Source organism: Allobosea sp. 117 (assembly GCF_000702305.1).
In the GTDB taxonomy this organism is placed as follows: Bacteria; Pseudomonadota; Alphaproteobacteria; order Rhizobiales; family Xanthobacteraceae; genus Ancylobacter.
This window is the reverse complement of the sequence record NZ_JNLC01000016.1, coordinates 72,750-97,928: the sequence shown is the minus strand read 5'-3', so window position 1 is coordinate 97,928 and position 25,179 is coordinate 72,750. Positions and strand designations below refer to the sequence as shown.

Here is a 25,179-nt window from a genome sequence, read left to right as displayed (position 1 = left end):
GGGCGATGGCGGACCAGCCGCGCCCGACCACCGCGCATCTGCCCCGGCAGGTGCCGATCGAGGGCTACGGCCACGGCTTCTTCCACTTCGCCGGCATGGCCTCCTCCGGCTCCATCCTCGCGCTGCCCTCGGGCATCCATGGCTGGGCGCCGCGGGCAGTCGGCGAGATCGACGCCGCCGCCCTCGCGCCGGTGCTTGCCGAGGCGAAGGCGATCGAGCTCCTGATCATCGGCACCGGCGCCGACCCCTGGCCGCTGCCCGACGCGCTGCGCTGGCGCCTCACCGATTCCGGGCTCCGCGTCGATTCGATGCCGACGCGGGCGGCGGCCTCCACCTATAATGTGCTGCTCGCCGAGGGCCGCGCCGTCGCCGCCGCCCTGCTGGCGCTGCCGTAGATGCGGGCGGACGGGCATCCTTCGAGGCTCGGGCGAGGCCCGAGCACCTCAGGATGACGTGGTGTATAGAACCACGTCATCCTGAGGTGCGAGCGCATGCGAGCCTCGAAGGATGCACACCCCGCGCGGGATGTCTTCGTCCATGACCGACGCCGCCGACACCGACCACTGCGCCAGCCTCGTGCGCGCGCTCGACCGCGACCGCTACGTCGCCGACCTGTTCGCTCCGGCGGACAAGCGCGGCGCGCTGTTCGCGCTGCACGCCTTCAACATCGAGGTCGCCCGCGTGCGTGAGGCGATCACCAACCCGATGGCCGGCGAGGTGCGCCTGCAATGGTGGAGCGACGCGCTGATCGGCAATGCGCGCGGCGACGTGCGCTCCAACCCGATCGCGGCGGCGCTGCTCGACGCCGTCGAGGCCCATGGCCTGCCGCGCGAGGCGCTGTTCGCGCTGATCGACGCGCGCATTTTCGATCTCTACGACGACCCGATGCCGAGCGTGAACGATCTCGAAGGCTATGCCGGCGAGACCTCCTCGGCGCTTATCCGGCTCGCCAGCCTCGTCCTCGGCGTCGCGCCGGACCGCGCCTCGGCCGAGGCGGCCGGCCACGCCGGCGTCGCCTATGCGGTGACGGGGCTGCTGCGCGCCTTTCCGCTGCATGCCGCGCGCGGCCAGTGCTACGTGCCGCTCGACCTGCTCAAGGCGCATGGCGCGAGCCGCGAGGATGCGATCTCAGGCACGCCGACGCCGGGCCTGCGCGCCGCGCTCGCTGACATGCGGAGCCTGGCGCGGCGCCATCACGAGGAGGCGGTCGCCGCCCTCCAGTCGGTCGCGCCAGAGGCCCTGCCGGCCTTCCTGCCGCTTGCCCTCGTGCCGGGCGACCTCAAGGCGATGGAACGGCGGCCCTACGACCCCTTCCGCGAGGCCCCGGCCGCCCCACCGGTCGCCCGCCTGTGGCGGCTGTGGCGGGCAGGGCGGACGGGAAGACTTTAAGGGCGGCCATCAGGGATGAGGGCGACGGCAAGCGCCGCCCCTCAAATCCCCCCGCGCACCCGGTCGGTGAGGTTCAGCCGCGCGCGGATGATGGCGTCGAGCGCGGCCTGCTCGGCCTCGGAGCGGGGCAGCAGGGCGAGCTGGTCGATCTGGTTGAGCGCGACGAGGCGCAGGAGATCGTCGCGCACCTCCCCATCCGCCCCGCGCGGCAGCGCCGCGACGGTCTGGATGTGCTCGGGCGGGAGCTGGCCCGGCAGGCTGGCGGCCAGATGCCCGCGCAGCGCCTCGGCCGTCACCTCGGGCGAAGCCTCGACGAAGGCGTAGAGCCCGAAGCTGTGGCCGGCGGTCGGGAAGTCGCAGATATGCGCCGCCCGCACCCCCGGCGCGGCGCCGAGCGCGCGCGCGATGCGCGGGCCTTCCTGTATGGCGCGTGGGCCGCGCCCTTCCGTGTCGTGATAGTTCAGCAGCCGGCGGGTGACGAAATTGTAGGCCTTCTTGCCGGTCTGCATCCAGATGCGGTTCAGAACGCTCTTGCGCGTGAGGATCAGTTTCTCGCGCGGCGTAAGGGCTTCCGGGCAATAGCTGCGCTTCTGCTTGAGGAAATGGCGGATGTCCTCATAGGCCGCGATGCGGAACAGCTTGTGCCGGCGTCTCGCCACGAAGGCGAGCTGGAAATCCATGATCACCGCCCGCCCGTCCGCCGCGTAGAGCCAGTTCTGCGGCTTGGCGAGGTCGTTATGGGCGATGCCGCGCCGGTGCACCTCGCGCAGGCCCCTCCGCGCCGAGGCGAAGAAGGCGCGGTCGCCGAAAGGACGGGCGATCTGCAGCGGCACGCCGTCGACGAAGCCGCGCACCAGATAGCCTTCCTCCAGCGCATAGAGCGGCACGGTATGGCCGGAGCCCTGCGCGGCCTGCAGCGCCCGCGCCTCGCGCCGGGCGAAATGCCGGGCGAGCGGCTTCACCCACCATTTCACGTCGGAATAGCGCCGCCGCACCGCCGGGTGCTCGCCGGCCGCGTCGATCCAGGCGCCGCGCTCGATGGTCGAGAAGATGTCGCGCTTCAGCACCGAGTCGAGCTCGAAACGTCCGCCGGGCGGCATGTCACGAACGGCCATGTTCACGCCGCCGCTCCGTGTTCGCCTGAAACAGTCGCCTCGGCCCATTCGCGTGCCCACAGGTCGATGTCGGCCAGCGCCCGGCGGGCCATCTCCTGCTTCTTGGCGACCGTCTTCTGGTTGCCGCGCAGCCGGTTGCCGTCGGCGTCGCGGGTCGGAACCGCGGCGAGCGGCGGGAACAGGCCGAAATTGACGTTCATCGGCTGGAAGGAGCGCGGCCCCGGTTCCACCGTCTCGATGTGTCCGCCGGTGATGTGGGCGAGCAGGGCGCCCATCGCCGTGGTCGCCGGCGGCGGCGTGACCGGCACGCCAAGCCGTTCCGCGCTCGCGAACAGGCCGGCGACGAGGCCCATGGCGGCGCTCTCCACATAGCCCTCGCAGCCGGTGATCTGCCCGGCGAAGCGCAGGCGCGGCTCGGCCTTCAGCCTGAGCGTCGCATCGAGCAGGCGCGGCGAGTTGAGATAGGTGTTGCGGTGCAGCCCGCCGAGCCGGGCGAATTCGGCGTTCTCCAGCCCCGGGATCATGCGGAAGATGCGCACCTGCTCGGCATGGCGCGCCTTGGTCTGGAAGCCGACCATGTTGAACAGCGTGCCGAGCGCATTGTCCTGACGGAGTTGCACGATGGCGTGCGACTTCACCTCCGGCGAACGCGGATTGGTGAGGCCGACCGGCTTCATCGGACCATGGCGCAGCGTCTCCGGGCCGCGCGCGGCCATCACCTCGATCGGCAGGCAGCCGTCGAAATAGGGCGTCGCTGCCTCGAAATCCTTGAACGGCACGGTGTCGGAGGCGATCAGGGCGGCGACGAAAGCGTCGTACTGCGCCTTGTCCATCGGGCAGTTGATGTAGTCGGCGCCGGTGCCACCCGGACCCGGCTTGTCGTAGCGCGACTGGAACCAGGCGACGTGCATGTTGATCGAATCGAAATGCACGATCGGCGCGATGGCGTCGAAGAAGGCCAGCGCGTTCTCCTCGGTGCGGGCGCGGATCGCCTCGGCCAGCGCCGGCGAGGTGAGCGGGCCGGTCGCGATGACGACGCTGTCCCAGTCTTCGGGCGGCAGGCCGTCGATCTCCTCGCGCGCCACGCGGATCAGCGGATGGTTCGTGATCGCCTCGGTGACGGCGGCGGAGAAGCCCTCGCGGTCGACCGCCAGCGCGCCACCGGCGGGGATCTGGTGGCGATCGGCGCAGCCCATGATCAGCGAGCCGAGCCGGCGCATCTCGGCGTGCAGCACGCCGACCGCGTTGGAGGTGGCGTCGTCCGAGCGGAACGAGTTGGAGCAGACCAGCTCGGCGAGGCCGTCGCCCTTGTGGGCGTCGGTGCCGCGCACCGGGCGCATCTCGTGCAGCACCACCGGCACGCCGCGCCGCGCGATCTGCCACGCCGCCTCCGAGCCCGCGAGGCCGCCGCCGATCACATGCACCGGGGAAGGCGCCTGCGCCGGGGAGAGCGCCGCCGGGCGCGTCGCGTTCGCCATCCTGCTCCTCGTCTCATAAGCTGGCGGCATGGTACCGCCGAATCGATTCCTGCGCCGCCACCGCGGCATTCTGTTGTTCGCCCTGGCGGTTCTGGCCGCGCCCCTTAGCACGGATCGCGCATCGGCGCAGTCGAGCCAGCATCTGAGCCGGGGCGTCGGCCTGCCCTCGACCGACCGGATGGTGCTGTGCCACGGGCATGGCTGCCGCTTCAAGAGCGAGGTGGGGATCAGCGCCGCCGACCGGGCGCGGCTCGCCGGCATCATGGCGGCCGGCGCCCGCTCGCCGGAAGCCGAGCGCGCGGCGGTGGCGCGGGCGGTCGCCTGGGCCGAGCAGCGCTATGGCCGCGAGATCGGCACCTCCGGCGACCGGCCGCTCACCGGCTACACCGATGCCGGCGATCCGAGCCAGCTCGACTGCGTCGACGAGAGCATGAACACCACGGCGCTGCTGCTGGTGCTGAAGGGGCAAGGCCTGCTGCGGCATCACGACGTCGCGGCGATCGTCTCGCGCGGCTATTTCGTCGATCTGCGCTATCCGCACCAGACGGCGGTGCTGCGCGCCCGCAAGGACGGCGCCGCCTGGGCGGTCGATTCGTGGGTGCGCCCCAACGGCAGGCCCCCAAACGTGTTGCCTCTGGCGCTTTGGGCGACGCAGGGCGGGGCGAGCAACCCGACCAAGCCCCTGGATTGAAATCGACGGCCCGAAAACACAACGGCCCCGCCGAGGCGGGGCCGTTCGATTTCGTACCTATATCAGGTCGTCAGCGTCACGCGGCCGCGGCAGCGCGACGGGCAACGCGGTCGATCTCGCCACGGGCGACGTTGATGTCAGCCAGGGTACGGTCGTCGAGCTGGGAAAGCTCGAGGACGGTGCGACGATAGGCCTGCCAGCGACGGACCTGCTTGGCGATGAAGCCCCAGAGCAGCATTTTAGTCTCCTACATGTGTGAGAGCGGCGCCGTCATCGGCTGCACGCTCATTGAGCATCCTGGTGCCTATATATTCGACAGCGTGCCCATCTGGTAGGAAGAATGCTGCATTACAGCAATGCGGCGCGCGCATGCGTGGTTCATATTTCATTCACTTTGCGCAGACGTGCGGCGACGCGGCGTCAGCTTTGTGACCGCGTCCTTGCTGCGCTGCGGCGACGGGAATGAGGTTCTGCCGCCGAACGCCGGCGGAGCGGATAGCGGGTCCCGGACTAGTGTTCCGCCTGCGGCGTCACCCTATCCGGGACCCGGCGAGAGCGCTCGGCCGGGCGGCGCCTACACCGCCGCCAGCGCCTGATCGAGGTCGGCGATGATGTCGGCGGCATCCTCGATGCCGACCGAGATGCGCACCACATCCGGCCCGGCGCCGGCCGCCACCCTCTGCTCGTCGGAGAGCTGGCGGTGCGTGGTCGAGGCCGGGTGGATGATCAGGGAGCGCGTGTCGCCGATATTGGCGAGGTGCGAGAACAGCTTCACGTTGGAGACCAGCGCCACGCCGGCCTCGTAGCCGCCGGAGAGGCCGAAGGTGAACACCCCGCCCGCGCCCTTCGGCGCATATTGCTTCGCGAGGTTGTGGTAGCGGTCGCCCGGCAGGCCGGGATAGCTCACCCAGTCGACCCCGGGGTGGGTGCTCAGATACTCGGCGACCTTCAGCGCATTGTCGCTGTGCTTCTGCATGCGCAGCGGCAGCGTCTCGATGCCGGTGAGGATGAGGAAGGCGTTGAAGGGCGCCAGCGCGGGCCCGAGATCGCGCAGGCCGAGCACCCGCGCGGCGATGGCGAAGGCGAAATTGCCGAACGCCTCGCCGATGACCAGCCCGTTATATTCCGGCCGCGGCTGCGACAGGAACGGATAGCGCCCCTCGCGCAGCCAGTTGAATGTACCGCCGTCGACGATCACGCCGCCGATCGAGTTGCCGTGGCCGCCGAGATATTTCGTGGCCGAATGCACGATGATGTCGGCGCCGTGCTCGAAGGGGCGGATGAGGTAGGGCGTCGCCAGCGTGTTGTCGACGATCAGCGGCACGCCGGCCCGCTTGGCGATCTTCGAGATGGCGGCGATGTCGGTGACGATGCCGCCCGGATTGGCGATCGATTCGATGAAGATCGCCTTGGTCTTCGGCGACACCGCACGCTCGAAGGAGGCGACGTCGTCCGAATCCGCCCACACCACGTTCCAGCCGAAGCTCTTGAAGGCGTGGTTGAACTGGTTGATCGAGCCGCCATAGAGCTTGCGCGCCGCGATGAACTCGTCGCCCGGCGCCAGCAGGGTCTGGAAGGTCAGGAGCTGCGCCGCATGGCCGGAGGCGACGGCGAGCGCCGCCGTGCCGCCCTCGAGCGCCGCGACCCGCTCCTCCAGCACGCCATTGGTCGGGTTGCCGATGCGCGTATAGATGTTGCCGAACGCCTGCAGGCCGAACAGTGCGGCCGCATGGTCGACATCGTCGAACACGAAGGACGTGGTCTGGTAGATCGGCGTCGCCCGCGCCTTGGTCGTCGGGTCCGGCTGCGCACCGGCATGGATGGCGAGGGTGGCGAAGCCGGGCGTCGACGTGTCGGCCGGATCGTGGGTCATGGCGTCCTCCGCAAGCGGCGCGCCGTGCCGGGCGCGTCTCGTCGCGCGAGGTTCGTCCGAATGCCGAAAGAACGCAACGGGAATGTGAGAGCTACGTTAAATCGCGTAGATGGCGTGAATTGAGGAGGAGCGACGGCTTGGCGTCGTCCTCGGTTCCTCGGCCCACGATGCAACGTCATGCTGAGGTGCCGGCCGCAAGGCCGGCCTCGAAGCACGCAGGCACCCGCTCACGCACCCGGACGAGCATCCTTCGAGGCTCGCTCCGCTCGCACCTCAGGATGACGTGGTTCTGGGGGGAGATCGGAGATTGATCAACGGGGATCCGGGACGAGGCCGGCCCCGTCAGCGCCCGATGCCCAGCCGCGGTATCTCGATCGCCGGGCAGCGATTCTGGATCACCGCGACGCCACCCGCCTCGGCCAGCGCGGCGGCATCGTCGTCCCGCACGCCGAGCTGCGCCCAGATCAGTTTGGGGCGCGGATCGAGCGCCAGCGCCTCCTCCACCACGCCGCGCAGATAGGCGGAGGCGCGGAACACGTCGACCATGTCGACCGGCTCGGGAATGTCGGCAAGCCGGGCATAGGTCGGCAGGCCGGCGATGTCGCGCCCGGCCTGCCCGGGGTTCACCGCGAAGACGCGATAGCCGGCATGCGCCAGATAGCGCGCGACGCCGTGGCTCGGGCGCGCCGGATTCGGGCTCGCGCCGACCACCGCGATGGTGCGCACGGTGGTCAGCCAGTGCCGGATCGTGGCGTCGTCGTAATGGTCGTGGCTCATTGCTCGATCAGGCTCGGTATGACGATGGTCGAGATCGTCCAGGCGGCGTCCTCGCCCTTGCCGTCCCTGGTGAAGCACAGGCGGGTCGCCTCGAAGGACATCGACTTGTCGTTCTTCGCATAGCCGCGCTTGCCGGAGGGCAGGGCGACAGCATACCAGTCGCGCTTCCTGTCCGCGCCCTCCACCGCCCCCTCGATGAACGGCACCACCGTGCCGGGCTTCAGCGCGCCGGCGCTCGCCGCCGCCGTGTCGGGCTTTTCGAGGAAGGTCGTCTCCTCGGTGAGGATCACCAGATTGTCCGGCACCTCGCCGGCCGCCTTGGCGACGGCGAGCACCTGTGCGCGGTCGAAGCGCGGCTCCGCCGGCGCGCAGAAGGCGCCGCGCACCAAAGTGGAGCGGCTGACGGTGCCCTTGGCCAGCGCCTCGCCGACGCCGAGCAGGATCAGCCCGTCGAGTTCCTTGCGCTTCGGCTCTTCGCCGGAGGTCGACAGGCGGGCGAACGCCTTGTCGAGCCGCTCCGGGCCGGTGAGCTTGTCGTCGAGCTTCTCGGGCTTCGGCGCGGCCGCCGGCGGGAATCCGATCGCCGGGGCGATGACGACGAGCTGCGGGCTCGCGGCCTCGCGGATGGCTGTCGCATCCTTCTTGGCGAGCGCGCCGCGCAGCTTCTCGATGAGCGCGGTGAGGCCGGGATCGTCGGCGCCCTTCACGTCATAGCTGATCGTCACCGGCTTGTAGCGGCGCAGCTCCTGCGCGCCCGCCGCCGGCACCATCGCACCGATCGCCGCAACGACACCGACCGCACCGATCGTCCATCTCACTGCACGCATCGTCCACGCCCCCAACGCCTTTTCGACCTTCCGGATATCGCATCTGGATGTGCCCTGCACACGCTTCGCGCGCAACACGGGAACGCGGATTTGACCGGAAATTTCAAGGGCGCTAGCGAGGGTGGAACAGGGAAGAGGGAGCGTCATGACCGCCGAGGAGCTGCAGGCCTATCTGGTCGCCGAATTTCCGCAGGCCTTCGGTCCCGGGCGGCCGCATGTCGTGGTCGCGGCGGATGAGGGCGGCGCCGTCGTGCGGCTCGACGCCGGCGAGGAGCAGTTGCGCCCCGGCGCGACCGTCTCCGGGCCGGCCATGATGGGTCTCGCCGACGTCGCCGCCTATGCCGCCATCCTCGCCTCGATCGGACCCGTCCCCCTGGCGGTGACCACGAATTTCTCGATCAACTTCCTGCGCAAGCCGCAGGCCGGCGCGCTGCTGGCGCAGGCGAGCCTGCTGAAGCTCGGCCGCCGGCTCGCCGTCTGCGAGGTCGGCCTGCGCGCGGAAGGGGCGGAGGATCTCTGCGCCCATGCGGTGACGACCTATTCGATACCGGTGGAAAAGACTTAAGCGGCAGGTATTTTTATACCTATTTATCAAGCCATTGTTTTATATCGGTTATTTTCGACGTTGCTGCATTGACGCGAAAGGGCCGCTCGGCTAGAAGCCCGTCCCAAGCAAGGGCGCGCATTTCGGCGCCCTTTTTCTGCGCATCGGATCAAATCCCATGAAGACCTTTTCGGCCAAGCCCGCCGATATCGAGAAGAAGTGGGTGGTGATCGACGCGACCGGCCTCGTCGTCGGCCGTCTCGCGACCATCATCGCCACGCGTCTCAAGGGCAAGCACAAGCCCATCTACACCCCGCACGTCGATTGCGGCGACAACGTCGTCGTCGTCAACGCCGATAAGGTCGTCCTGACCGGCCGCAAGCGCGACGACAAGGTGTATTACCACCACACCGGCTTCCCGGGCGGCATCAAGGAACGCACCGCGAAGTTCATCCTCGAGGGCCGCTTCCCGGAGCGCGTCGTCGAGAAGGCGGTGGAGCGCATGCTCGCCCGCGGCCCACTCGGCCGCAAGCTCATGGGCAACCTGCGCGTCTACAAGGGCCCCGCCCACCCGCACGAGGCCCAGCAGCCGGAGACGCTCGACGTCGCCGCGCTCAACCGCAAGAATGTGAGGAACTGACATGGCCGAGGTTCTCCAGTCCCTCGAGGGTCTCGAAGCCCTGAAGCCGCAGGCCGCCGAGGCGCCGAAGCACGTCCAGAAGCTGGACAAGTTCGGCCGCGCCTATGCCACCGGCAAGCGCAAGGACGCCGTCGCCCGCGTGTGGGTGCGTCCCGGCACCGGCAAGATCACCGTGAACGAGCGCACCCTCGAGGTGTATTTCGCCCGTCCGGTGCTGCGCATGATCATCAACCAGCCCTTCGTCGCCGCGGCCCGCGCTGGCCAGTATGACGTGGTCTGCACGGTTTCCGGCGGCGGCCTCTCTGGCCAGGCCGGCGCGCTGCGCCACGGCATCTCCCGCGCGCTCACCTATTACGAGCCCGAGCTGCGCGGCCCGCTGAAGAAGGGCGGCTTCCTGACCCGCGACTCGCGCGTCGTCGAGCGCAAGAAGTACGGCCGCGCCAAGGCCCGCCGCAGCTTCCAGTTCTCGAAGCGCTGATCGTTCAGCCATATCGAGCTTGGAAAGGCGGGCCCCTGCGGCCCGCCTTTTTCGTTTCCGTAGGGGTTCTCGGCCTAGACTGATCAGGTCCCGTATGTGCCGTCGGTGCAGCTAGCCATGGGCCTCGATCCCTGGACACTCTGGAGCCTCATCCTGCTGATCGCCGCGCTGCTGGCGGGCGTGATGCTGTTCGCGTGGTGGCTCACCCCGCGCGAGACGGCGCTCGCCTACTGGTCGGTGGCCTTCGTGCTTCTCGGGCTCAGCATGCTCGGCGGGGTGCTGCGCGAGCATCTGCCGGCCTTCGCGGCGATCCAGCTCGCCAATGCGGCGATCCTCCTCGCCTATGCGCTGCTGTGGGCCGGCATGCGCTGCTTCGCGGGACGACGGGTTTCATCCCTCGCGGTGCTGGCGGCGCCCGTCCTGTGGATCGCGCTCACCCTTGTGCCGCCGTTCCGCGATTCCGTGGCGATGCGCATCGCGCTGCTGTCGGGCGTCGCCTGTGTCTTCATCGGCCTGACCATGTTCGAGCTGTGGTCCAGCCCGACGCGGCACCTTCGGACGCGCAAGATCCTGTTCGCGATGCTGGCCATGATGTGGGTCCTGAACGCGGCGCGCATCCCCTTCGCATCCTCCATGACGATCGGCGGCAAGCTCGCCGTGTTCAGCGACGCGCGGCTCGCCTGGTTCGGCCTTTCCGGCATCGCGATCACGCTGTTCCTCAGCTTCGCGCTGATCATCCTGGTGCGCGAGCGCCAGGAGATGCTCTATCGCAGCGCCTCGCTGATCGACGAGCTCACCGGCCTTTTGAACCGCCGCGGTTTCCTGCAGCAGGCCGCGATGGCCTTTCCCCGCAGCGGCCCGGTCGCCGTGATGATGCTCGATCTCGACCGCTTCAAGCAGATCAACGATCAGTACGGCCACGCCTTCGGGGATCGGGTGCTCGCGCTGTTCGCCAAGGTGCTGCGGGACAATCTGCGGCAGAGCGACGTCGCGGCGCGGCTCGGCGGCGAGGAGTTCGGCATCCTGCTGCCGGGCACCAAGCTCTCCGACGCCGGGCGCATCGCCGAGACGATCCGGCGCGGCTTCGCCGAGGTCACGCTTGCCATGGTGCCCGACGGGCTGCCGCAAGGGGTACGGGGCAGCGTGAGCATCGGGCTGTCGCTGGCCGAGCTGGCGGATGCGGGGCCGCAGCCGCGGCCGGCCTCTTCGACGCTGCTCGACGCCATGGTCCGCCAGGCCGACGAGGCGCTCTACCGGGCCAAGATGAACGGCCGCGACCGCACCGAATTCGCCGTCTTCGATCCGACCCGCGTCAACCCGGCGGCCTGAGTGCGCCCGGTGACGACGGCGTGCCGGAAACGAGAAGGGCGCCCGCGGGCGCCCTTCCATATCCATGCCGCTGATCCGATGGATCAGACCGAATAGTACATCTCGAACTCGACCGGATGCGGCGTCATCTCGAAGCGCGCCACCTCGGTCATCTTCAGCTCGATATAGGAGTTGATGAAGTCGTCGTCGAACACGCCGCCCTTCTTCAGGAAGTCGCGGTCCTTGTCGAGGGACGACAGCGCCTCGCGCAGCGAGCCGCAGACGGTCGGGATCTTCTTCAGCTCCTTCGGCGGCAGGTCGTAGAGGTCCTTGTCCATCGCCGCGCCGGGATCGATCTTGCTCAGGATGCCGTCGATGCCGGCCATGAACAGGGCCGAGAAGGCGAGATAGGGGTTCGCGCCCGGATCGGGGAAGCGGACCTCGACGCGCTTGGCCTTCGGATTGGTGGTGTAGGGGATGCGGCAGGAGGCGGAGCGGTTGCGCGCCGAATAGGCGAGCAGCACCGGCGCCTCATAGCCCGGCACCAGACGCTTGTAGGAGTTGGTGAGCGGGTTGGTGAAGGCGTTCAGCGCCTTGGCGTGCTTGATGATGCCGCCGATGTACCACAGGCATTCCTGGCTGAGGTCGGCATATTTGTTGCCGGCGAACAGCGGCTTGCCGCCCTTCCAGATCGACTGGTGCACATGCATGCCCGAGCCGTTGTCGCCGAAGACCGGCTTCGGCATGAAGGTCGCGGTCTTGCCGTAGATGTTGGCGACCTGGTGGATGCAGTACTTGTAGACCTGCAGGTGGTCGGCCATCGTCACCAGCGGGCCGAACTTCAGGCCGAGCTCGTGCTGGGCCGAGGCCACCTCGTGGTGGTGCTTCTCGACCTTGGCGCCCATCTTGGCCATGGCCGCGAGCATCTCGCCGCGCATGTCCTGCGCGCTGTCGACCGGCGGGACGGGGAAGTAGCCGCCCTTGGTCTTCACGCGGTGGCCGAGATTGCCGCCCTCATACTCGGTGTCGAAATTGGTCGGCAGCTCGATCGAGTCGAGCTTGAAACCGGTGTTGTACGGGTCGGCCTTGAAGCGGACGTCGTCGAAGATGAAGAACTCGGCTTCCGGGCCGAAGAACACGGTGTCGCCGACGCCGGTGTTCTTGAGATAGGCCATCGCCTTCTTGGCGATGCCGCGCGGATCGCGGCCATAGGGCTCGCCGGTGGTCGGCTCGAGGATGTCGCAGACGACGACGAGCGTGGTCTCGGAGAAGAACGGGTCGATGCAGGCAGTGTCGAGATCCGGCTGCAGATGCATGTCGGATTCATTGATGGCCTTCCAGCCGGCGATCGACGAACCGTCGAATGCCTGACCTTCGGCGAAGAAATCCTCGTCGACCATCGAGATGTCGAAGGTCACGTGCTGCCACTTGCCGCGGGGATCGGTGAAGCGAAGATCGACGTACTTGACGTCCTGATCTTTGATCAGCTTCATTACATCCTTGGCCGTCGTCATTGGAAATATACCTCTTTTAAGCACTGCTCTTGGTCGAGCAGATTAACGTTCCCGGGGCCGATCGATGGACCGACCCGCCGGGCAGCGTCAAATCGCGTCGACGCCGGATTCGCCCGTCCGGATGCGGATCGCTTCCTCGATGTTCGAAATGAAGATCTTGCCGTCGCCGATACGTCCCGTCTGCGCCGCGCGCCGGATCGCGTCCACGGCAGTATCGACCATGTCGTCTCCGACCACCACCTCGATCTTCACCTTGGGCAGAAAGTCCACAACGTACTCCGCGCCCCGGTAGAGCTCGGTATGCCCCTTCTGCCGGCCGAAACCCTTGGCCTCGGTGACGGTAATGCCCTGCAGGCCGACCTCCTGCAGCGCCTCCTTCACTTCATCCAGCTTGAAGGGTTTGATGATGGCCTCGATCTTCTTCATTTCATCCGATCTCCCTGACTCGGCAATCCGCTACGCCCGGGTCGAGCCGTGCGCGTTCAAGCAGAACCCATGCCAAGCCGCGAGGCGAGCGGAAAATTACGCAAGCTCAGAACTTTGTCGGCCGTGGCAGGCTCGCGATCGACGCGTCAAAGCGGCGCCTCCGGTCAGTATGATCATGAATTAATCAGAATGCATAAAAAATAGACTGTTTAGGTCCGTCGAAATGCTCCCACAACGCGCGCAAATTAGGCAAATGGAAGAGTCCGAGGCTTCCACGGGATTTCTAGCTCCTGTGGAGTACGTATCGCGCTGCGCTGAGGCTTTGATAGGCTCCGTGTATCCCGCCGCTATGGATCGTTCGAGATGGAGCTGCTGACGCCCGAGGAGATGGGCCGAGCCGACGCGCTGGCGATGGCGGCCGGCCGCAGCGGCGCGGCGCTGATGGAGCGGGCCGGCACGGCGGTTGCCGATGCCGTGGCCCGTTATCCGCTGAGCACGCGCGTCGCCGTCGTCTGCGGCCCCGGCAACAATGGCGGCGACGGTTTCGTCGCGGCCCGCATCCTCGCGCAGCGCGGCTTCCGCGTCACGCTCGGCCTCCTGGGCGAGCGCGATCGCCTGCGCGGCGATGCCGCCGCCATGGCCGCGCTCTGGCGCGGCGAGGTGCTGCCGGCGGCGGAGCTGGACATCGGGTCGGCCGGCATCGTCGTCGACGCCCTGTTCGGCGCCGGCCTCGCCCGCGACCTCGACGGCGAGGCGAAGAGCCTCGTCGAGCGCATCAACGCGGCGGGCCGGCCGGTCATCGCCGTGGACCTTCCGTCGGGAATAGACGGCGCGAGCGGAGCGGTGCGCGGCGCCGCCATCCGGGCGCAGGAATCCGTCACCTTCTTCCGCCGCAAGCCCGGCCATCTGCTGCTGCCGGGGCGCGTGCATTGCGGGCGCGTGCGGGTCGCCGACATCGGCATACCGGACGCCGTGCTCGACACCATCGGGCCGCGCACCTTTGTCAACGAGCCGGAGCTCTGGAAGGCGCATTTCCCGGTGCCGCGCATCGAGGGGCACAAATATACGCGCGGCCATCTGGTCGCGGTCAGCGGCCCGGCGCAGGCGACGGGGGCGACGCGCCTCGCGGCCCGCGCGGCGCTGCGGGCGGGGGCGGGGCTCGTCACCGTGGCCTGTCCCGCCGACGCGCTGGCGATCCACGCGGCGAATCTCTCGGCCATCATGGTCCGTCCGGCGGACACGCCGGACGATCTCGCGGCGCTGCTGTCGGACCGGCGTCTCGGCACCGTGGTGCTCGGTCCCGGCGCCGGCATCGGGGAGGGGACGCGCCGGCAGCTCGCGGTCGCGTCGGGACGGCGCCTTGTCGTCGATGCCGATGCGCTGTCGAGCTTCGCCGGCGAGCCGGAGCGTCTGGCGGACATCCTGTCGTCCGCGCCGGCGGCCATCGTCACCCCGCATGACGGCGAGTTCGCGCGGCTGTTCGCCGGCCGACCGGAAATCCTCGATCCCGCCTCCAAGGTCGACCGTGCCCGCGCGGCGGCGGCGCTGCTCGGCGCGGCGGTCGTGCTGAAGGGGCCCGACACCGTGGCCGCCGCGCCGGACGGCCGCGCGGCCATCGCCTGCAACGCGCCGCCCTGGCTCGCCACCGCCGGAGCGGGCGACGTATTGTCGGGCATCTGCGGCGGGCTGCTCAGCCAGGGCATGCCCGCCTTCGAGGCGGCCGCGGCAGCGGTCTGGCTGCACGGGGAGGCGGCCCGCGAAGCGGGGCCGGGCCTCGTCGCCGACGACCTGATCGACGCGTTGCGCCCGGTCTATGCGCGCTTCTTCGCCGCCCTCGGCGTGCTCGATTGATCGCCGGTGGCGAACCAGCCGAGCGCGAGAGGCACCCCGTCGCCGCCGCGCCGCGCGACGATCGGCCAGCGGCCGGGCTCGGCGGCCACCAGCGCGAAGCGCACCACGCGTCCCGGCGCCACGCCGAGCGTGTCGTGCCACCATGGCTTCCAGCCGTCGTCGAGCGTGTCGAGCAGCCGCGCGCAGTGGCCGTAGAGATGGATCGAGGCGGCGCTGCTCGCCTTGTTGCTGACCGTCGCGACCAGGGTGTCGCCGGGAGCGGCCTCGGCCAGCGGCTGGTCGGCGAAGCCGGTCGCCGGCGCATCGCCGAGCACGATGTCGAAGCGCGTCGCGCCGGCGAGCGAGGGTTCCGGAAGGCTGGCCGTCGTGGCGGTCGGCGCGGGCAGGGGCGTCGTGCGCATCGGTGACTGGTCGTCATAGACCAGCGAGCCGAGCGGTATCTCGCCCTCCGGCGCCTCGACCACCATGGGCAGCCGCGAGCCGGGCGGCTTGACCAGATCGACCATCACGTCGACGCGCCCGCCCGGAGCCAGCAGGAATCGCCCATAGGCGGGATTGAAGGGGTCGGACGGGCGCCCGTCGATCGCCACGATCCAGGCCGGATGATCGTCGAGCCGCAGCGGCAGGAAGAGGCCGCGTGCCGCATTGACGAAGCGCAGGCGCACGCGCTCGCCCGCGCGGACCGGCGCCCACGGGGCCAGCTCCCCGTTCAGCGTGAGCTGCACGCGCTGGTCGGGCTCCAGCCGCCAGTCCTGGATCAGCAGCACGAGATCGCGGTCGGCCGCCGGCGGATTCGGCTCCGCGACGACCAGCGCGCCGGCGAGGCCGCGCCCGGACTGGGCGATGTCGAACGGCGTGTAGAGATAGGTGCCGGGGTCGCGGAGCGGCACGCGCAACTGCCGGGCCTCGCCGGCGCCGATGGCATTTGCGTCGAAGCCGGGAACGCCGAGAGCCGGATAGGGAACGCGCATCCCGCCGAAGCAGAATGAGGTCGGCTCCGGCAGGCGGTTTGTGAAGTCGATGGCGAGCTCCTCGCCTTCGCCGGCGCGCAGCACCGGGCCGGGCAGGGTGCCGCCATAGGTGTAGAGGCTGGTCGGCGGCGCCGTCGGTCCTAGCAGCCGCGCCTCTCCGGGCTCGGCGGCGAGGCTGGTGGTTGCGTTCTGTGCCGCGGCGAACGGCAGCGCTCCGCCGAACAGCGCCGCGCCGGCTCCGCCGGCCGCCGTGGCGAGGAGCTGGCGGCGGTTCACGCCGGAAGCATGCTGGTCGAGCGGTGCTCTCATCGACGCTATCTTGACCCGGAGTGCGGCGCCCGCAAGGTCGATGACGCGGTCGGACGGCCGATTGATGCGGCGCCTGACGCAGCGAAAGCGCTCACCGCATTTTGGGCTGGCGCCGCCGTGACGCCGTGCTATAAGCCCGCACCCGGCTGGCGGCACCTTTCGAGTGCGCGCGTCCGTGGGCCAGGGCGACAAGCTGATGCCTCGGTCCTGGCGCGTCCGCGGGCGTGGCGGAACTGGTAGACGCGCGGGATTTAGGTTCCCGTGACGAAAGTCGTGGGGGTTCGAAACCCTCCGCCCGCACCAGATATTCCTCCCGCTTTGGCGTCGGCCGATGGAACCCGGATCATCGAGGGTTACCCCGCGCGAGCGGTGGCGGCCCTCGCAAACGCATGTGAACGAAGCCGCCCCAGACGGCGCCAAGACGAAGGCCGATACCGATGCAGGTCACCGAGACTCTCGCCGAAGGACTGAAGCGCGAATATCGCGTGGTGCTTCCCGCTGCCGAACTCGACGCGAAGGCGAATGCGCGGCTGGCCGAGCTGAAGGATCGCGTGAAGATCAACGGCTTCCGCCCCGGCAAGGTGCCGGTCGCCCATCTGAAGCGCCTCTACGGCAAGTCGGTGCTCGCCGAGGTGATCGACCAGGCGGTGAACGAGGCCAACGGCCAGATCGTCGAGGAGCGCGGCTTCAAGCTTGCCATGCAGCCCAAGGTCGAGCTGCCGCAGGACGAGAACGCGGTGAAGGAAGTCATCGAGGGCAAGGCCGACCTCGCCTATACCGTGGGCATCGAGGTCCTGCCGGCGATCGCGCTCGGCGACTTCAAGAGCATCGCGGTCGAGAAGCCGGTGCTCGCGGTCACCGACGCCGAGGTCGACGAGGCGGTGCAGCGCATCGCCGACGGCAACCGGCCTTTCGCTCCCAAGGACGGCAAGGCCGAGAACGGCGACCGCGTCACCGTCTCCTTCGTCGGCACCATGGACGGCGAGAAGTTCGAGGGCGGCAGCGCCGAGGACATCCCGGTGGTGCTCGGCTCCAACAGCTTCATCCCCGGCTTCGAGGAACAACTGGTCGGCCTCGCGGCGGGTGAGACCCGCACCGTGAACGTGACCTTCCCGACGAACTATGCCGCCGCTCAGCTCGCCGGCAAGGAGGCCTCCTTCGAGGTCACCGCCAAGACCATCGAGGCTCCGGGCGAGCTCGCGATCGACGACGAGTTCGCCAAGACGCTCGGCATGGAGAGCCTTGAGAAGCTCAAGGAGCAGGTGAAGAGCCGCATCGCGCAGGAGCACAACGCGGCGAGCCGCGCCAAAGTGAAGCGCACCCTGCTCGACGCGATCGACGCCCAGCACCAGTTCGAGGTGCCCCCGACCCTTGCGGCGCAGGAGTTCGACGGCATCTGGGGCTCGGTGCAGCAGGAGATGACCGCCCAGAACAAGACCTTCGAGGACGAGGGGACGACCGAGGAGGCGGCGCGCGAGGACTATCGCAAGATCGCCGAGCGGCGCGTGCGTCTCGGCCTGGTCCTTGCGGAAATCGGCGAGAAGAACAACATCCAGGTCAGCGACGACGAGGTGACCCGCGCCGTCGTCGAGCGTGCCCGCCAGTTCCCCGGCCAGGAGCAGCAGGTCTGGGAATTCTACCGCAGCAACCCGCAGGCGCTTGCCAGCCTGCGCGCGCCGATCTTCGAGGAGAAGGTCATCGACTATCTGCTGGAGCTCGCCAAGGTGACGGAGAAGCCGGTCACCCGCGAGGAGCTCTACGCCGAGGACGATGCCAAGGCGTGATGGTTTCAGGAGGGCGGACCGCAGGCTGCGGTCCGTTGTCCGTCCGGGCTGGTAGGGGCGCGCTTTCCCATTATTGTGGGCGCGGGATTTGGATTCGCGGGGAGGCTCCGTCAGGGGTCTCTGCCGCCGAGGATCGTTAGATGCGTGACCCGATCGACACCTATATGAACTACCTCGTCCCGATGGTGGTCGAGCAGACCAACCGGGGCGAGCGCTCCTACGACATCTATTCGCGCCTTCTGAAGGAGCGCATCATCTTCCTGACCGGGCCGGTCGAGGACAACATGTCGACCCTGATGGTCGCGCAACTGCTGTTCCTCGAGGCGGAGAACCCGAAGAAGGAAATCTCGATGTACATCAACTCGCCGGGCGGGGTGGTGACGTCGGGGCTCGCGATCTACGACACCATGCAGTTCATCAAGCCGGCGGTGTCGACGCTGTGCATCGGCCAGGCGGCCTCGATGGGCTCGCTGCTGCTGACCGCCGGCGAGGCGGGCATGCGCTTCGCCCTGCCGAACGCCCGAATCATGGTGCACCAGCCGTCCGGCGGCTTCCAGGGCCAGGTGACGGACATCATGCTGCACGCGCAGGAGATCCTCAGCCTGAAGAAGCGGCTGAATGAAATCTATGTGAAGCATACCGGCCAGACGCTGAAGGCGGTCGAGGACGCGCTGGAGCGCGACAATTTCCTCACCTCGGATGCCGCCAAATCCTTCGGATTGATCGATAACGTCATCGACAAGCGTCCGTCGGAAGACGCGGCGAGCAAGTCCTGAGGACGCACGGCCTGCGTGTTTCGAAAGACACGCACACTGCCTATATGATGGCCGACGGCGGCACGCGTCCGGGTCGCACTTGCGTGCGGTGCGGTATCGCGCTTGCATGTCGGCAGGTGAATCTATCGGCAGGAGGTGTGACAGGGTGTTGACAGGACACCGCCGGGCTTCGTGAAAAGCGAGGGGACGGCGTTAGTGTCTTCTTGATCGAGCCGTTCGTAGCATGCTTGGCTAGGCCGGCACGGTTCGACTCCCGGGTTGCTTCTTCTGACGGCCCTTTGGTGCCGTCGCGCTTCTCCCAGCCGGAGGCCCGCGGCGGCCCGCGTGACTGAGGCGGGTGCGGGCGGCGTTTAGGCGGCTCGGCGCGCCGAGCGGACGGAGAGACGCATGAGCAAGGTTGGCGGCAGCGACAGCAAGAATACCCTCTATTGCTCGTTCTGCGGCAAGAGCCAGCACGAGGTCCGGAAGCTCATTGCCGGACCGACCGTGTTCATCTGCGATGAATGCGTCGAATTGTGCATGGATATCATCCGCGAGGAGAACAAGTCCTCGCTGGTCAAGTCGCGCGACGGCATCCCGACGCCGAAGGAGATCTGCAAGGTCCTGGACGACTACGTGATCGGCCAGTTCCATGCCAAGCGCGTGCTGTCGGTTGCGGTGCACAATCACTATAAGCGACTGAACCACGCGACGAAGCACAGCGACGTCGAGCTGGCGAAGTCCAACATCCTGCTGATCGGGCCGACCGGTTCGGGCAAGACGCTGCTCGCGCAGACGCTCGCCCGCATCCTCGACGTGCCCTTCACCATGGCGGATGCGACGACGCTCACCGAGGCGGGCTATGTCGGCGAGGATGTCGAGAACATCATCCTCAAGCTGCTGCAGTCGGCCGACTACAATGTCGAGCGGGCCCAGCGCGGCATCGTCTACATCGACGAGATCGACAAGATCAGCCGCAAGTCGGACAACCCCTCCATCACCCGCGACGTGTCGGGCGAGGGCGTCCAGCAGGCGCTGCTGAAGATCATGGAAGGCACGGTGGCTTCCGTGCCGCCGCAGGGCGGGCGCAAGCATCCCCAGCAGGAGTTCCTGCAGGTGGACACCACCAACATCCTGTTCATCTGCGGCGGCGCCTTCGCCGGGCTCGACAAGATCATCTCCTCGCGCGGCAAGGGCACCTCGATCGGCTTCGGCGCGGTCGTGGCGGCGCCCGACGAGCGGCGCCCGGGCGAGGTGTTCCGCGAGGTCGAGCCGGAGGACCTGCTGAAGTACGGCCTGATCCCCGAGTTCATCGGCCGTCTGCCGGTCATCGCCACGCTCGAGGACCTCGACGAGGCGGCGCTGAAGAAGATCCTCGCCGAGCCCAAGAACGCGCTGGTGAAGCAGTATCAGCGCCTGTTCGAGATGGAGAACGTGGACCTCACCATCCACGAGGAGGCGCTCGGCGCCATCGCCCGCAAGGCGATCGAGCGCAAGACCGGCGCGCGCGGCCTGCGCTCCATCATGGAGGGCATCCTCCTCGACACGATGTTCGATCTTCCCGGCCTCGAAGGGGTCGAGGAGGTGGTCATCTCCAAGGAGGTCGTCGAGCAGAACGCGCGTCCGCTCTACATCTACGCGGACCGCGCCGCCGGCGATGCGGGTGCGAGTGCCTGACGCCTCGCCCATCACTGACACGGCCGGGTTCGTCGACCCGGCCGGCCTTGTCCACCGTCCTCTTGACGGGGATGGGCGGCATATCCATCTCACTGCCAACGCTGGTCAATCGACCATATCGACGTGTCCGTCGCGGGGTCTCCCCGCGCTTCCGCACAGCGATTTTCATTTGCGTTCCGGCCGTTCTGCGGCACGGTGGATGCTGACGCGCGCGCGTTGGACCGACCGCGCGCCAACTGAAAGGAAAGAGCCATGACGAGCCAAAAGCCTCGCACCGCGCTCACGCCCGGCGTCACCCAGACCTTTCCCGTTCTGCCGCTGCGGGACATCGTGGTCTTTCCGCATATGATCGTGCCGCTGTTCGTCGGCCGCGAGAAGTCGATCCGCGCCCTCGAAGAGGTGATGCGCAACGACACCTTCATCCTGCTGGCGACCCAGCAGAACGCCTCGGACGACGATCCGGCCACCGATTCGATCTTTCGGATCGGTACGCTCGCCTCCGTGCTGCAGCTCCTGAAGCTGCCGGACGGCACCGTGAAGGTGCTGGTCGAGGGCATCTCGCGCGCCGAGGTCGGCCGTTACACCGACCGCATCGACCTCTACGAGGCCGAGGCCACCGCGCTCGCCGAGGACGCCGGCTCGAAGGTCGAGGCGGAGGCGCTCGCCCGCTCGGTCGTCACCGAGTTCGAGAGCTATGTGAAGCTCAACAAGAAGGTCTCGCCCGAGGTCGTCGGCGTGGTCTCGCAGATCGAGGACCACTCCAAGCTCGCCGACACCGTCGCCTCGCATCTCGCGGTGAAGATCCCCGAGAAGCAGGCGGTGCTGGAGGTGCTCAAGGTCACCTCGCGCCTCGAGAAGGTGCTCTCCCTGATGGAGAGCGAGATCTCGGTCCTTCAGGTCGAGAAGCGCATCCGCACGCGCGTCAAGCGCCAGATGGAGAAGACGCAGCGCGAGTACTACCTCAACGAGCAGATGAAGGCGATCCAGAAGGAGCTTGGCGACGGCGAGGACGGCCGCGACGAGCTGGCCGAGCTGGAAGAGCGCATCAAGACCACCAAGCTCTCGAAGGAAGCGCGCGAGAAGGCGACGCACGAGCTCAAGAAGCTGCGGCAGATGTCGCCGATGTCGGCCGAGGCCACCGTCGTGCGCAACTATCTCGACTGGCTGCTGTCGATCCCGTGGGGCAACCGCTCCAAGGTGAAGAAGGACCTGCCCTTCGCCCAGAACGTGCTGGACGCCGAGCACTACGGCCTCGACAAGGTCAAGGAGCGCATCGTCGAGTATCTCGCGGTGCAGAGCCGCCAGAACAAGCTGACCGGCCCGATCCTCTGCCTCGTCGGCCCGCCCGGCGTCGGCAAGACCTCGCTCGGCAAGTCGATCGCCAAGGCGACGGGCCGCGAATTCGTGCGCGTCTCGCTCGGCGGCGTGCGCGACGAGGCCGAGATCCGCGGTCACCGCCGGACCTATATCGGTTCGATGCCCGGCAAGATCATCCAGTCCATGCGCAAGGCCAAGAAGGCCAACCCGCTGTTCCTGCTGGACGAGATCGACAAGATGGGCGCCGATTTCCGCGGCGATCCGTCCTCGGCCCTGCTGGAGGTGCTGGACCCCGAGCAGAACGCGACCTTCAACGACCATTACCTCGAGGTCGACTACGACCTGTCGAACGTGATGTTCGTGACGACCGCGAACACGCTCAACATCCCGCCGGCCCTTCTGGACCGCATGGAGGTGATCCGCATCGCCGGCTACACCGAGGACGAGAAGGCCGAGATCGCGCGCAAGCACCTGATCCCGTCCGCGCTGGCCAAGCACGGCCTCGATTCCAAGGAATGGTCGATCGACGCCGAGGCGCTGCTGACCATGATCCGCCGCTACACGCGGGAAGCGGGCGTGCGCAACCTTGAGCGCGAGATCTCCAACCTCGCCCGCAAGGCGGTGAAGGAGCTGATGCTGACCAAGAAGAAGACGGTCAAGGTCACCGCCAAGACGCTCGAGGACTATCTCGGCGTGCCGAAGTTCCGCTACGGCGAGGTCGAGCGCGAGGACCAGGTCGGTGTCGTCACCGGCCTTGCCTGGACCGAGGTGGGCGGCGAGATCCTGACCGTGGAAGGCGTCATGATGCCCGGCCGGGGCAAGATGACGGTCACCGGCAATCTGCGCGACGTGATGAAGGAATCGATTTCCGCCGCGGCTTCCTATGTCCGCTCGCGCGCCGTCGATTTCGGCATCGAGCCGCCGCTGTTCGATCGCCGCGACATCCACGTCCACGTTCCCGAGGGGGCGACCCCGAAGGACGGCCCGTCGGCCGGCGTCGCCATGGCGACCGTGCTGACCTCGGTGCTGACCGGCATCCCGATCCGCCGCGATGTCGCCATGACCGGCGAGATCACGCTGCGCGGCCGGGTGCTGCCGATCGGCGGCCTCAAGGAGAAGCTGCTCGCCGCCCTGCGCGCGGGCATCAAGAAGGTGCTGATCCCGGAGGAGAACGCGAAGGACCTCGCGGAGATTCCGGACAATGTGAAGAACGGTCTGGAGATCGTTCCGGTGGCCCGCATGGACGAGGTGCTGCGGCACGCGCTGGTGCGCCAGCCCGAGCCGATCGTCTGGGAGGAGCCGGTGGCGAAGACGGGCGCGGCCGTTTCCGCCGATGTCGACGTCATCGGGCTCGACGATCAGCCGGGCATCGCCGCCCACTGACGGCAGGCCTGCAACGAAAAAGCCGGCGGCATCGGACAGGTGCCGCCGGTTTTCTTTTGCGCCGAGGGTGCGAAAGGGGTTCTAACCCGCCAGGGCGACCGACCCGTTGGGGTGGGCGACGCGGATGGCGACCCGCTCGCCGGAGGCCTTGGCCCGGTACATTTCCCGGTCGGCCAACTTCAGCAACGACAGCGCGGTGTCGGCCGCCGAGGACAGGAAGGCGAGCCCGACGGCGGCGCCGATCTCGAACTCCACGCCCTCCATGCCGATCGGAGCGAAAGCCTCCTTCAGCGAGCTGCGCAGGCGCGCGGCCAGACGTCCGGCATCCGCGCTGGCGACATGATAGACGATGGCGAACTCGTCGCCGCCGAGGCGTGCGACGAAGTCCGTGGGACGGCAGCGTGCGCGCAGGCGCTCGGCGATCTTGCTGAGCACCTGATCGCCGATCGCATGGCCGAACCGGTCGTTGACCGACTTGAACCCGTTGAGGTCGAGGAAGGCGAGGGCGACCGTTCGATCCGCGGCGCGCGCATTCGCCACCGCCTCTTGGAAATAGTTGTCGAAATGCGCCCGGTTGGGCAGCCGGGTCAGCGCATCGGTCATCGCCGCCGTGGTCAGGTGGCGCTCGAGTTCCTTCTGCATCATCACCCGGGAGGAGATGTCGAAGATGATCTCGATGTCGTAGGCGCAGCCGTCGATCACCGAGCGCTGGGCCGAGATCAGCGTCGGGATGATCCCGTTCTGCGTGTGCCGGAGACTGACCTCCTCCAGCATGTAGTGGCCGACCTCTTCGAGCAGCCGGAGACGGCGCTGGCGGCTGTCGTCGTCGATGGCCGCGCCGTGGTCGACGATCGCCCGTCCGGCGATCTCCTCCCAGCTCCGGCCGATCAGCTTCAGATAGGCCGAGTTGACTTTGACATAGCGGGAAGTGTCCGTTCCTGCGGTGGTGATCGCCATCGGGATCGGCGAGAATTCGAACATGCCGAGCAGCATGGAGCGCAAGGCATCGGGAGGGATGTACTCGCTCATGATCATGACGGCATGATCGATCAGAAATTTCTAATTTTGTACGAATTTGAATTGAAACTTCCGGTTTCGTCGCCGGATCTTCATCAAACTTGCCGCCGGAACGCGGTGGCGCGGGTGCCCGAAGCCGGGATATCGGCCCACGCCTAATTTGAAGGCGATTTGACGCAGCGTCATTTGTGGTATGAAATAACCTCCTCTAGCGTGAAAACCGTTTATTTGTGCGGGTTTTCGGGCGCTCATGCTTGCAATCGCCGCAATTTGGATGAAGCTTCCCGCCCGTCGTTGGTGCACTCCACCGACGATTCTTGTGCAAAGAGAGAAGGATCGGTCTCATGACCACGAAAAACGAACTCGTCGCTGCCGTGGCCGAGCAGGCCAAACTGACCAAGGCGGCTGCCGCGGCTGCCGTGGACGCGACCTTCGACGCCATTGCCGCCTCCCTGAAGGCCGGCGAGGAAGTGAAGCTCATCGGCTTCGGCAGCTTCTCGGTCGTCAAGCGCGCTGCTCGCGAAGGTCGCAACCCGCGCACCGGCAAGCCCGTGAAGATCAATGCCTCCAAGGCGCCGAAGTTCACGCCCGGCAAGGGCCTCAAGGACGTGGTCAACGGCTGATCAGGCCGCCACCTCGCAGTGTTCTGCCCACCGGCGCGCCCTAGAGCATGTTCCGCGAAAGTTGAGAGACTTTCGCGACAAGAACATGCTCCAACCTACCAAGTTAGAGCACTTTCTTGTCGATCAGGTGACTACACCTGATCGGAAAGGGCTCTAGAGGGCGCGACCGGTTCGGGCGGCGGGGTGATCTATAGTCCGACTGCGCGACAGCGTGCCGACCGCCATCTTGCCCCGACCGCCCGGCGGTGCTTAAAGGCAATTTCCTCGACCGATCTGCCGACCGCGTCCAGCGGGGCAATCGTGATCGATGGGCGGTTAGCTCAGTTGGTAGAGCATCTCGTTTACACCGAGAGGGTCGGCGGTTCGAGCCCGTCACCGCCCACCATCGCCATTCCGGCCAGCGTGATCAGTCCGGCATTGTCGCGGGCCGCC

At 67.7% G+C, this 25,179-nt stretch carries 23 protein-coding genes and 2 tRNA genes; 15 read left to right on the top strand and 10 right to left on the bottom strand.

The genetic code is table 11. The features are described 5' to 3' along the window. The first annotated feature begins 5 nt into the window (after positions 1–5). Entirely contained in the window at positions 6–395 is a 390-nt protein-coding gene (locus tag U742_RS0117255) for an Mth938-like domain-containing protein (RefSeq protein WP_029355253.1), read from the top strand. Between the two features lie 142 nt (positions 396–537). Continuing rightward, positions 538–1,389, top strand: a complete 852-nt coding sequence (locus U742_RS0117250) for a phytoene/squalene synthase family protein (protein WP_029355251.1) — start codon at positions 538–540, stop codon at positions 1,387–1,389. Between the two features lie 41 nt (positions 1,390–1,430). Here the strand turns inward: U742_RS0117250 and U742_RS0117245 are convergent, their stop codons facing one another. Then, the gene (locus U742_RS0117245) at positions 1,431–2,504 is read right to left on the bottom strand and encodes a serine/threonine protein kinase (protein WP_029355249.1); all 1,074 of its coding nucleotides are present in this window, start codon (positions 2,502–2,504) and stop codon (positions 1,431–1,433) included. A 2-nt stretch (positions 2,505–2,506) separates the two neighbouring features. Beyond that, positions 2,507–3,982, bottom strand: a complete 1,476-nt coding sequence (gene trmFO, locus U742_RS0117240) for a methylenetetrahydrofolate--tRNA-(uracil(54)-C(5))-methyltransferase (FADH(2)-oxidizing) TrmFO (RefSeq protein WP_051661291.1) — start codon at positions 3,980–3,982, stop codon at positions 2,507–2,509. 28 nt (positions 3,983–4,010) lie between these two features. On the opposite strand from trmFO, the gene U742_RS0117235 reads away from it, so the two are divergent. Beyond that, on the top strand, positions 4,011–4,673 hold the full coding sequence (locus U742_RS0117235; RefSeq protein ID WP_156034263.1) for a hypothetical protein: 663 nt from the start codon (positions 4,011–4,013) through the stop codon (positions 4,671–4,673). Positions 4,674–4,749: 76 nt separating this feature from the next. Here the strand turns inward: U742_RS0117235 and U742_RS23005 are convergent, their stop codons facing one another. From U742_RS23005 to U742_RS0117215, 4 genes are all read right to left on the bottom strand, one after another. Further along, positions 4,750–4,911 (bottom strand): DUF1127 domain-containing protein, encoded by a 162-nt coding sequence (locus tag U742_RS23005; RefSeq protein WP_081853074.1) that lies wholly within the window; start codon positions 4,909–4,911, stop codon positions 4,750–4,752. A gap of 336 nt (positions 4,912–5,247) precedes the next feature. Then, positions 5,248–6,546 carry an O-acetylhomoserine aminocarboxypropyltransferase gene (locus U742_RS0117225; RefSeq protein ID WP_029355243.1) on the bottom strand — a complete coding sequence of 433 codons (1,299 nt, stop codon included), beginning with the start codon at positions 6,544–6,546 and terminating at the stop codon, positions 5,248–5,250. Positions 6,547–6,888: 342 nt separating this feature from the next. After that, entirely contained in the window at positions 6,889–7,323 is a 435-nt protein-coding gene (locus U742_RS0117220; RefSeq protein WP_029355241.1) for a CoA-binding protein, read from the bottom strand. Then, entirely contained in the window at positions 7,320–8,141 is an 822-nt protein-coding gene (locus U742_RS0117215) for an SH3 domain-containing protein (protein WP_156034262.1), read from the bottom strand. Before U742_RS0117215 ends, U742_RS0117220 begins: the two co-directional genes overlap by 4 nt. Positions 8,142–8,295: 154 nt before the next feature. Between U742_RS0117215 and U742_RS0117210 the strand changes: the two genes are divergently transcribed. The 4 genes from U742_RS0117210 to U742_RS0117195 all read left to right on the top strand — a co-directional run bounded on the left by U742_RS0117210 (position 8,296) and on the right by U742_RS0117195 (position 11,141). Further along, complete coding sequence (locus tag U742_RS0117210; protein WP_051661289.1) at positions 8,296–8,715, top strand: PaaI family thioesterase; 420 nt, start codon at positions 8,296–8,298, stop codon at positions 8,713–8,715. Positions 8,716–8,872: 157 nt separating this feature from the next. Beyond that, positions 8,873–9,334, top strand: coding sequence for a 50S ribosomal protein L13 (gene rplM / locus U742_RS0117205; protein ID WP_029355236.1), 462 nt, complete (start codon positions 8,873–8,875; stop codon positions 9,332–9,334). Between the two features lies 1 nt (position 9,335). Further along, complete coding sequence (rpsI, locus tag U742_RS0117200; protein ID WP_038362013.1) at positions 9,336–9,812, top strand: 30S ribosomal protein S9; 477 nt, start codon at positions 9,336–9,338, stop codon at positions 9,810–9,812. A gap of 117 nt (positions 9,813–9,929) precedes the next feature. Continuing rightward, positions 9,930–11,141: a GGDEF domain-containing protein gene (locus U742_RS0117195; RefSeq protein WP_029355232.1), complete on the top strand. Its 1,212-nt coding sequence runs from the start codon at positions 9,930–9,932 to the stop codon at positions 11,139–11,141. 83 nt (positions 11,142–11,224) lie between these two features. Here the strand turns inward: U742_RS0117195 and glnA are convergent, their stop codons facing one another. Then, positions 11,225–12,634 carry a type I glutamate--ammonia ligase gene (gene glnA, locus U742_RS0117190; RefSeq protein ID WP_029355230.1) on the bottom strand — a complete coding sequence of 470 codons (1,410 nt, stop codon included), beginning with the start codon at positions 12,632–12,634 and terminating at the stop codon, positions 11,225–11,227. An 87-nt stretch (positions 12,635–12,721) separates the two neighbouring features. Next, a complete protein-coding gene (locus tag U742_RS0117185) occupies positions 12,722–13,060 on the bottom strand; it encodes a P-II family nitrogen regulator (protein ID WP_029355228.1) in 339 nt (112 codons plus the stop codon). Positions 13,061–13,423: 363 nt separating this feature from the next. Here U742_RS0117185 and U742_RS0117180 point away from each other — a divergent pair, with 363 nt between their 5' ends. Next, entirely contained in the window at positions 13,424–14,911 is a 1,488-nt protein-coding gene (locus tag U742_RS0117180; RefSeq protein WP_029355226.1) for a bifunctional ADP-dependent NAD(P)H-hydrate dehydratase/NAD(P)H-hydrate epimerase, read from the top strand. Here the strand turns inward: U742_RS0117180 and U742_RS0117175 are convergent. After that, the gene (locus tag U742_RS0117175; RefSeq protein WP_081853073.1) at positions 14,872–16,191 is read right to left on the bottom strand and encodes a multicopper oxidase family protein; all 1,320 of its coding nucleotides are present in this window, start codon (positions 16,189–16,191) and stop codon (positions 14,872–14,874) included. The genes U742_RS0117180 and U742_RS0117175 overlap by 40 nt on opposite strands. A 218-nt stretch (positions 16,192–16,409) precedes the next feature. Between U742_RS0117175 and U742_RS0117170 the strand changes: the two genes are divergently transcribed. The 5 genes from U742_RS0117170 to lon all read left to right on the top strand — a co-directional run bounded on the left by U742_RS0117170 (position 16,410) and on the right by lon (position 23,107). Then, positions 16,410–16,494, top strand: a tRNA-Leu gene (locus tag U742_RS0117170). A gap of 134 nt (positions 16,495–16,628) precedes the next feature. After that, on the top strand, positions 16,629–17,975 hold the full coding sequence (gene tig, locus U742_RS0117165; RefSeq protein ID WP_029355222.1) for a trigger factor: 1,347 nt from the start codon (positions 16,629–16,631) through the stop codon (positions 17,973–17,975). A 140-nt stretch (positions 17,976–18,115) separates the two neighbouring features. Next, the gene (locus U742_RS0117160) at positions 18,116–18,751 is read left to right on the top strand and encodes an ATP-dependent Clp protease proteolytic subunit (protein WP_029355220.1); all 636 of its coding nucleotides are present in this window, start codon (positions 18,116–18,118) and stop codon (positions 18,749–18,751) included. A 387-nt stretch (positions 18,752–19,138) separates the two neighbouring features. Next, complete coding sequence (clpX, locus tag U742_RS0117155) at positions 19,139–20,407, top strand: ATP-dependent Clp protease ATP-binding subunit ClpX (protein ID WP_029355218.1); 1,269 nt, start codon at positions 19,139–19,141, stop codon at positions 20,405–20,407. Between the two features lie 252 nt (positions 20,408–20,659). Further along, complete coding sequence (lon, locus tag U742_RS0117150; RefSeq protein WP_029355215.1) at positions 20,660–23,107, top strand: endopeptidase La; 2,448 nt, start codon at positions 20,660–20,662, stop codon at positions 23,105–23,107. Between the two features lie 81 nt (positions 23,108–23,188). Here lon and U742_RS0117145 read toward each other — a convergent pair whose 3' ends face one another. After that, complete coding sequence (locus tag U742_RS0117145) at positions 23,189–24,142, bottom strand: GGDEF domain-containing protein (RefSeq protein ID WP_051661287.1); 954 nt, start codon at positions 24,140–24,142, stop codon at positions 23,189–23,191. A gap of 326 nt (positions 24,143–24,468) precedes the next feature. On the opposite strand from U742_RS0117145, the gene U742_RS0117140 reads away from it, so the two are divergent. Then, positions 24,469–24,747 (top strand): HU family DNA-binding protein, encoded by a 279-nt coding sequence (locus U742_RS0117140; protein ID WP_029355212.1) that lies wholly within the window; start codon positions 24,469–24,471, stop codon positions 24,745–24,747. Between the two features lie 309 nt (positions 24,748–25,056). Then, positions 25,057–25,132 (top strand) — tRNA-Val (locus tag U742_RS0117135). Positions 25,133–25,179: the final 47 nt, after the last annotated feature.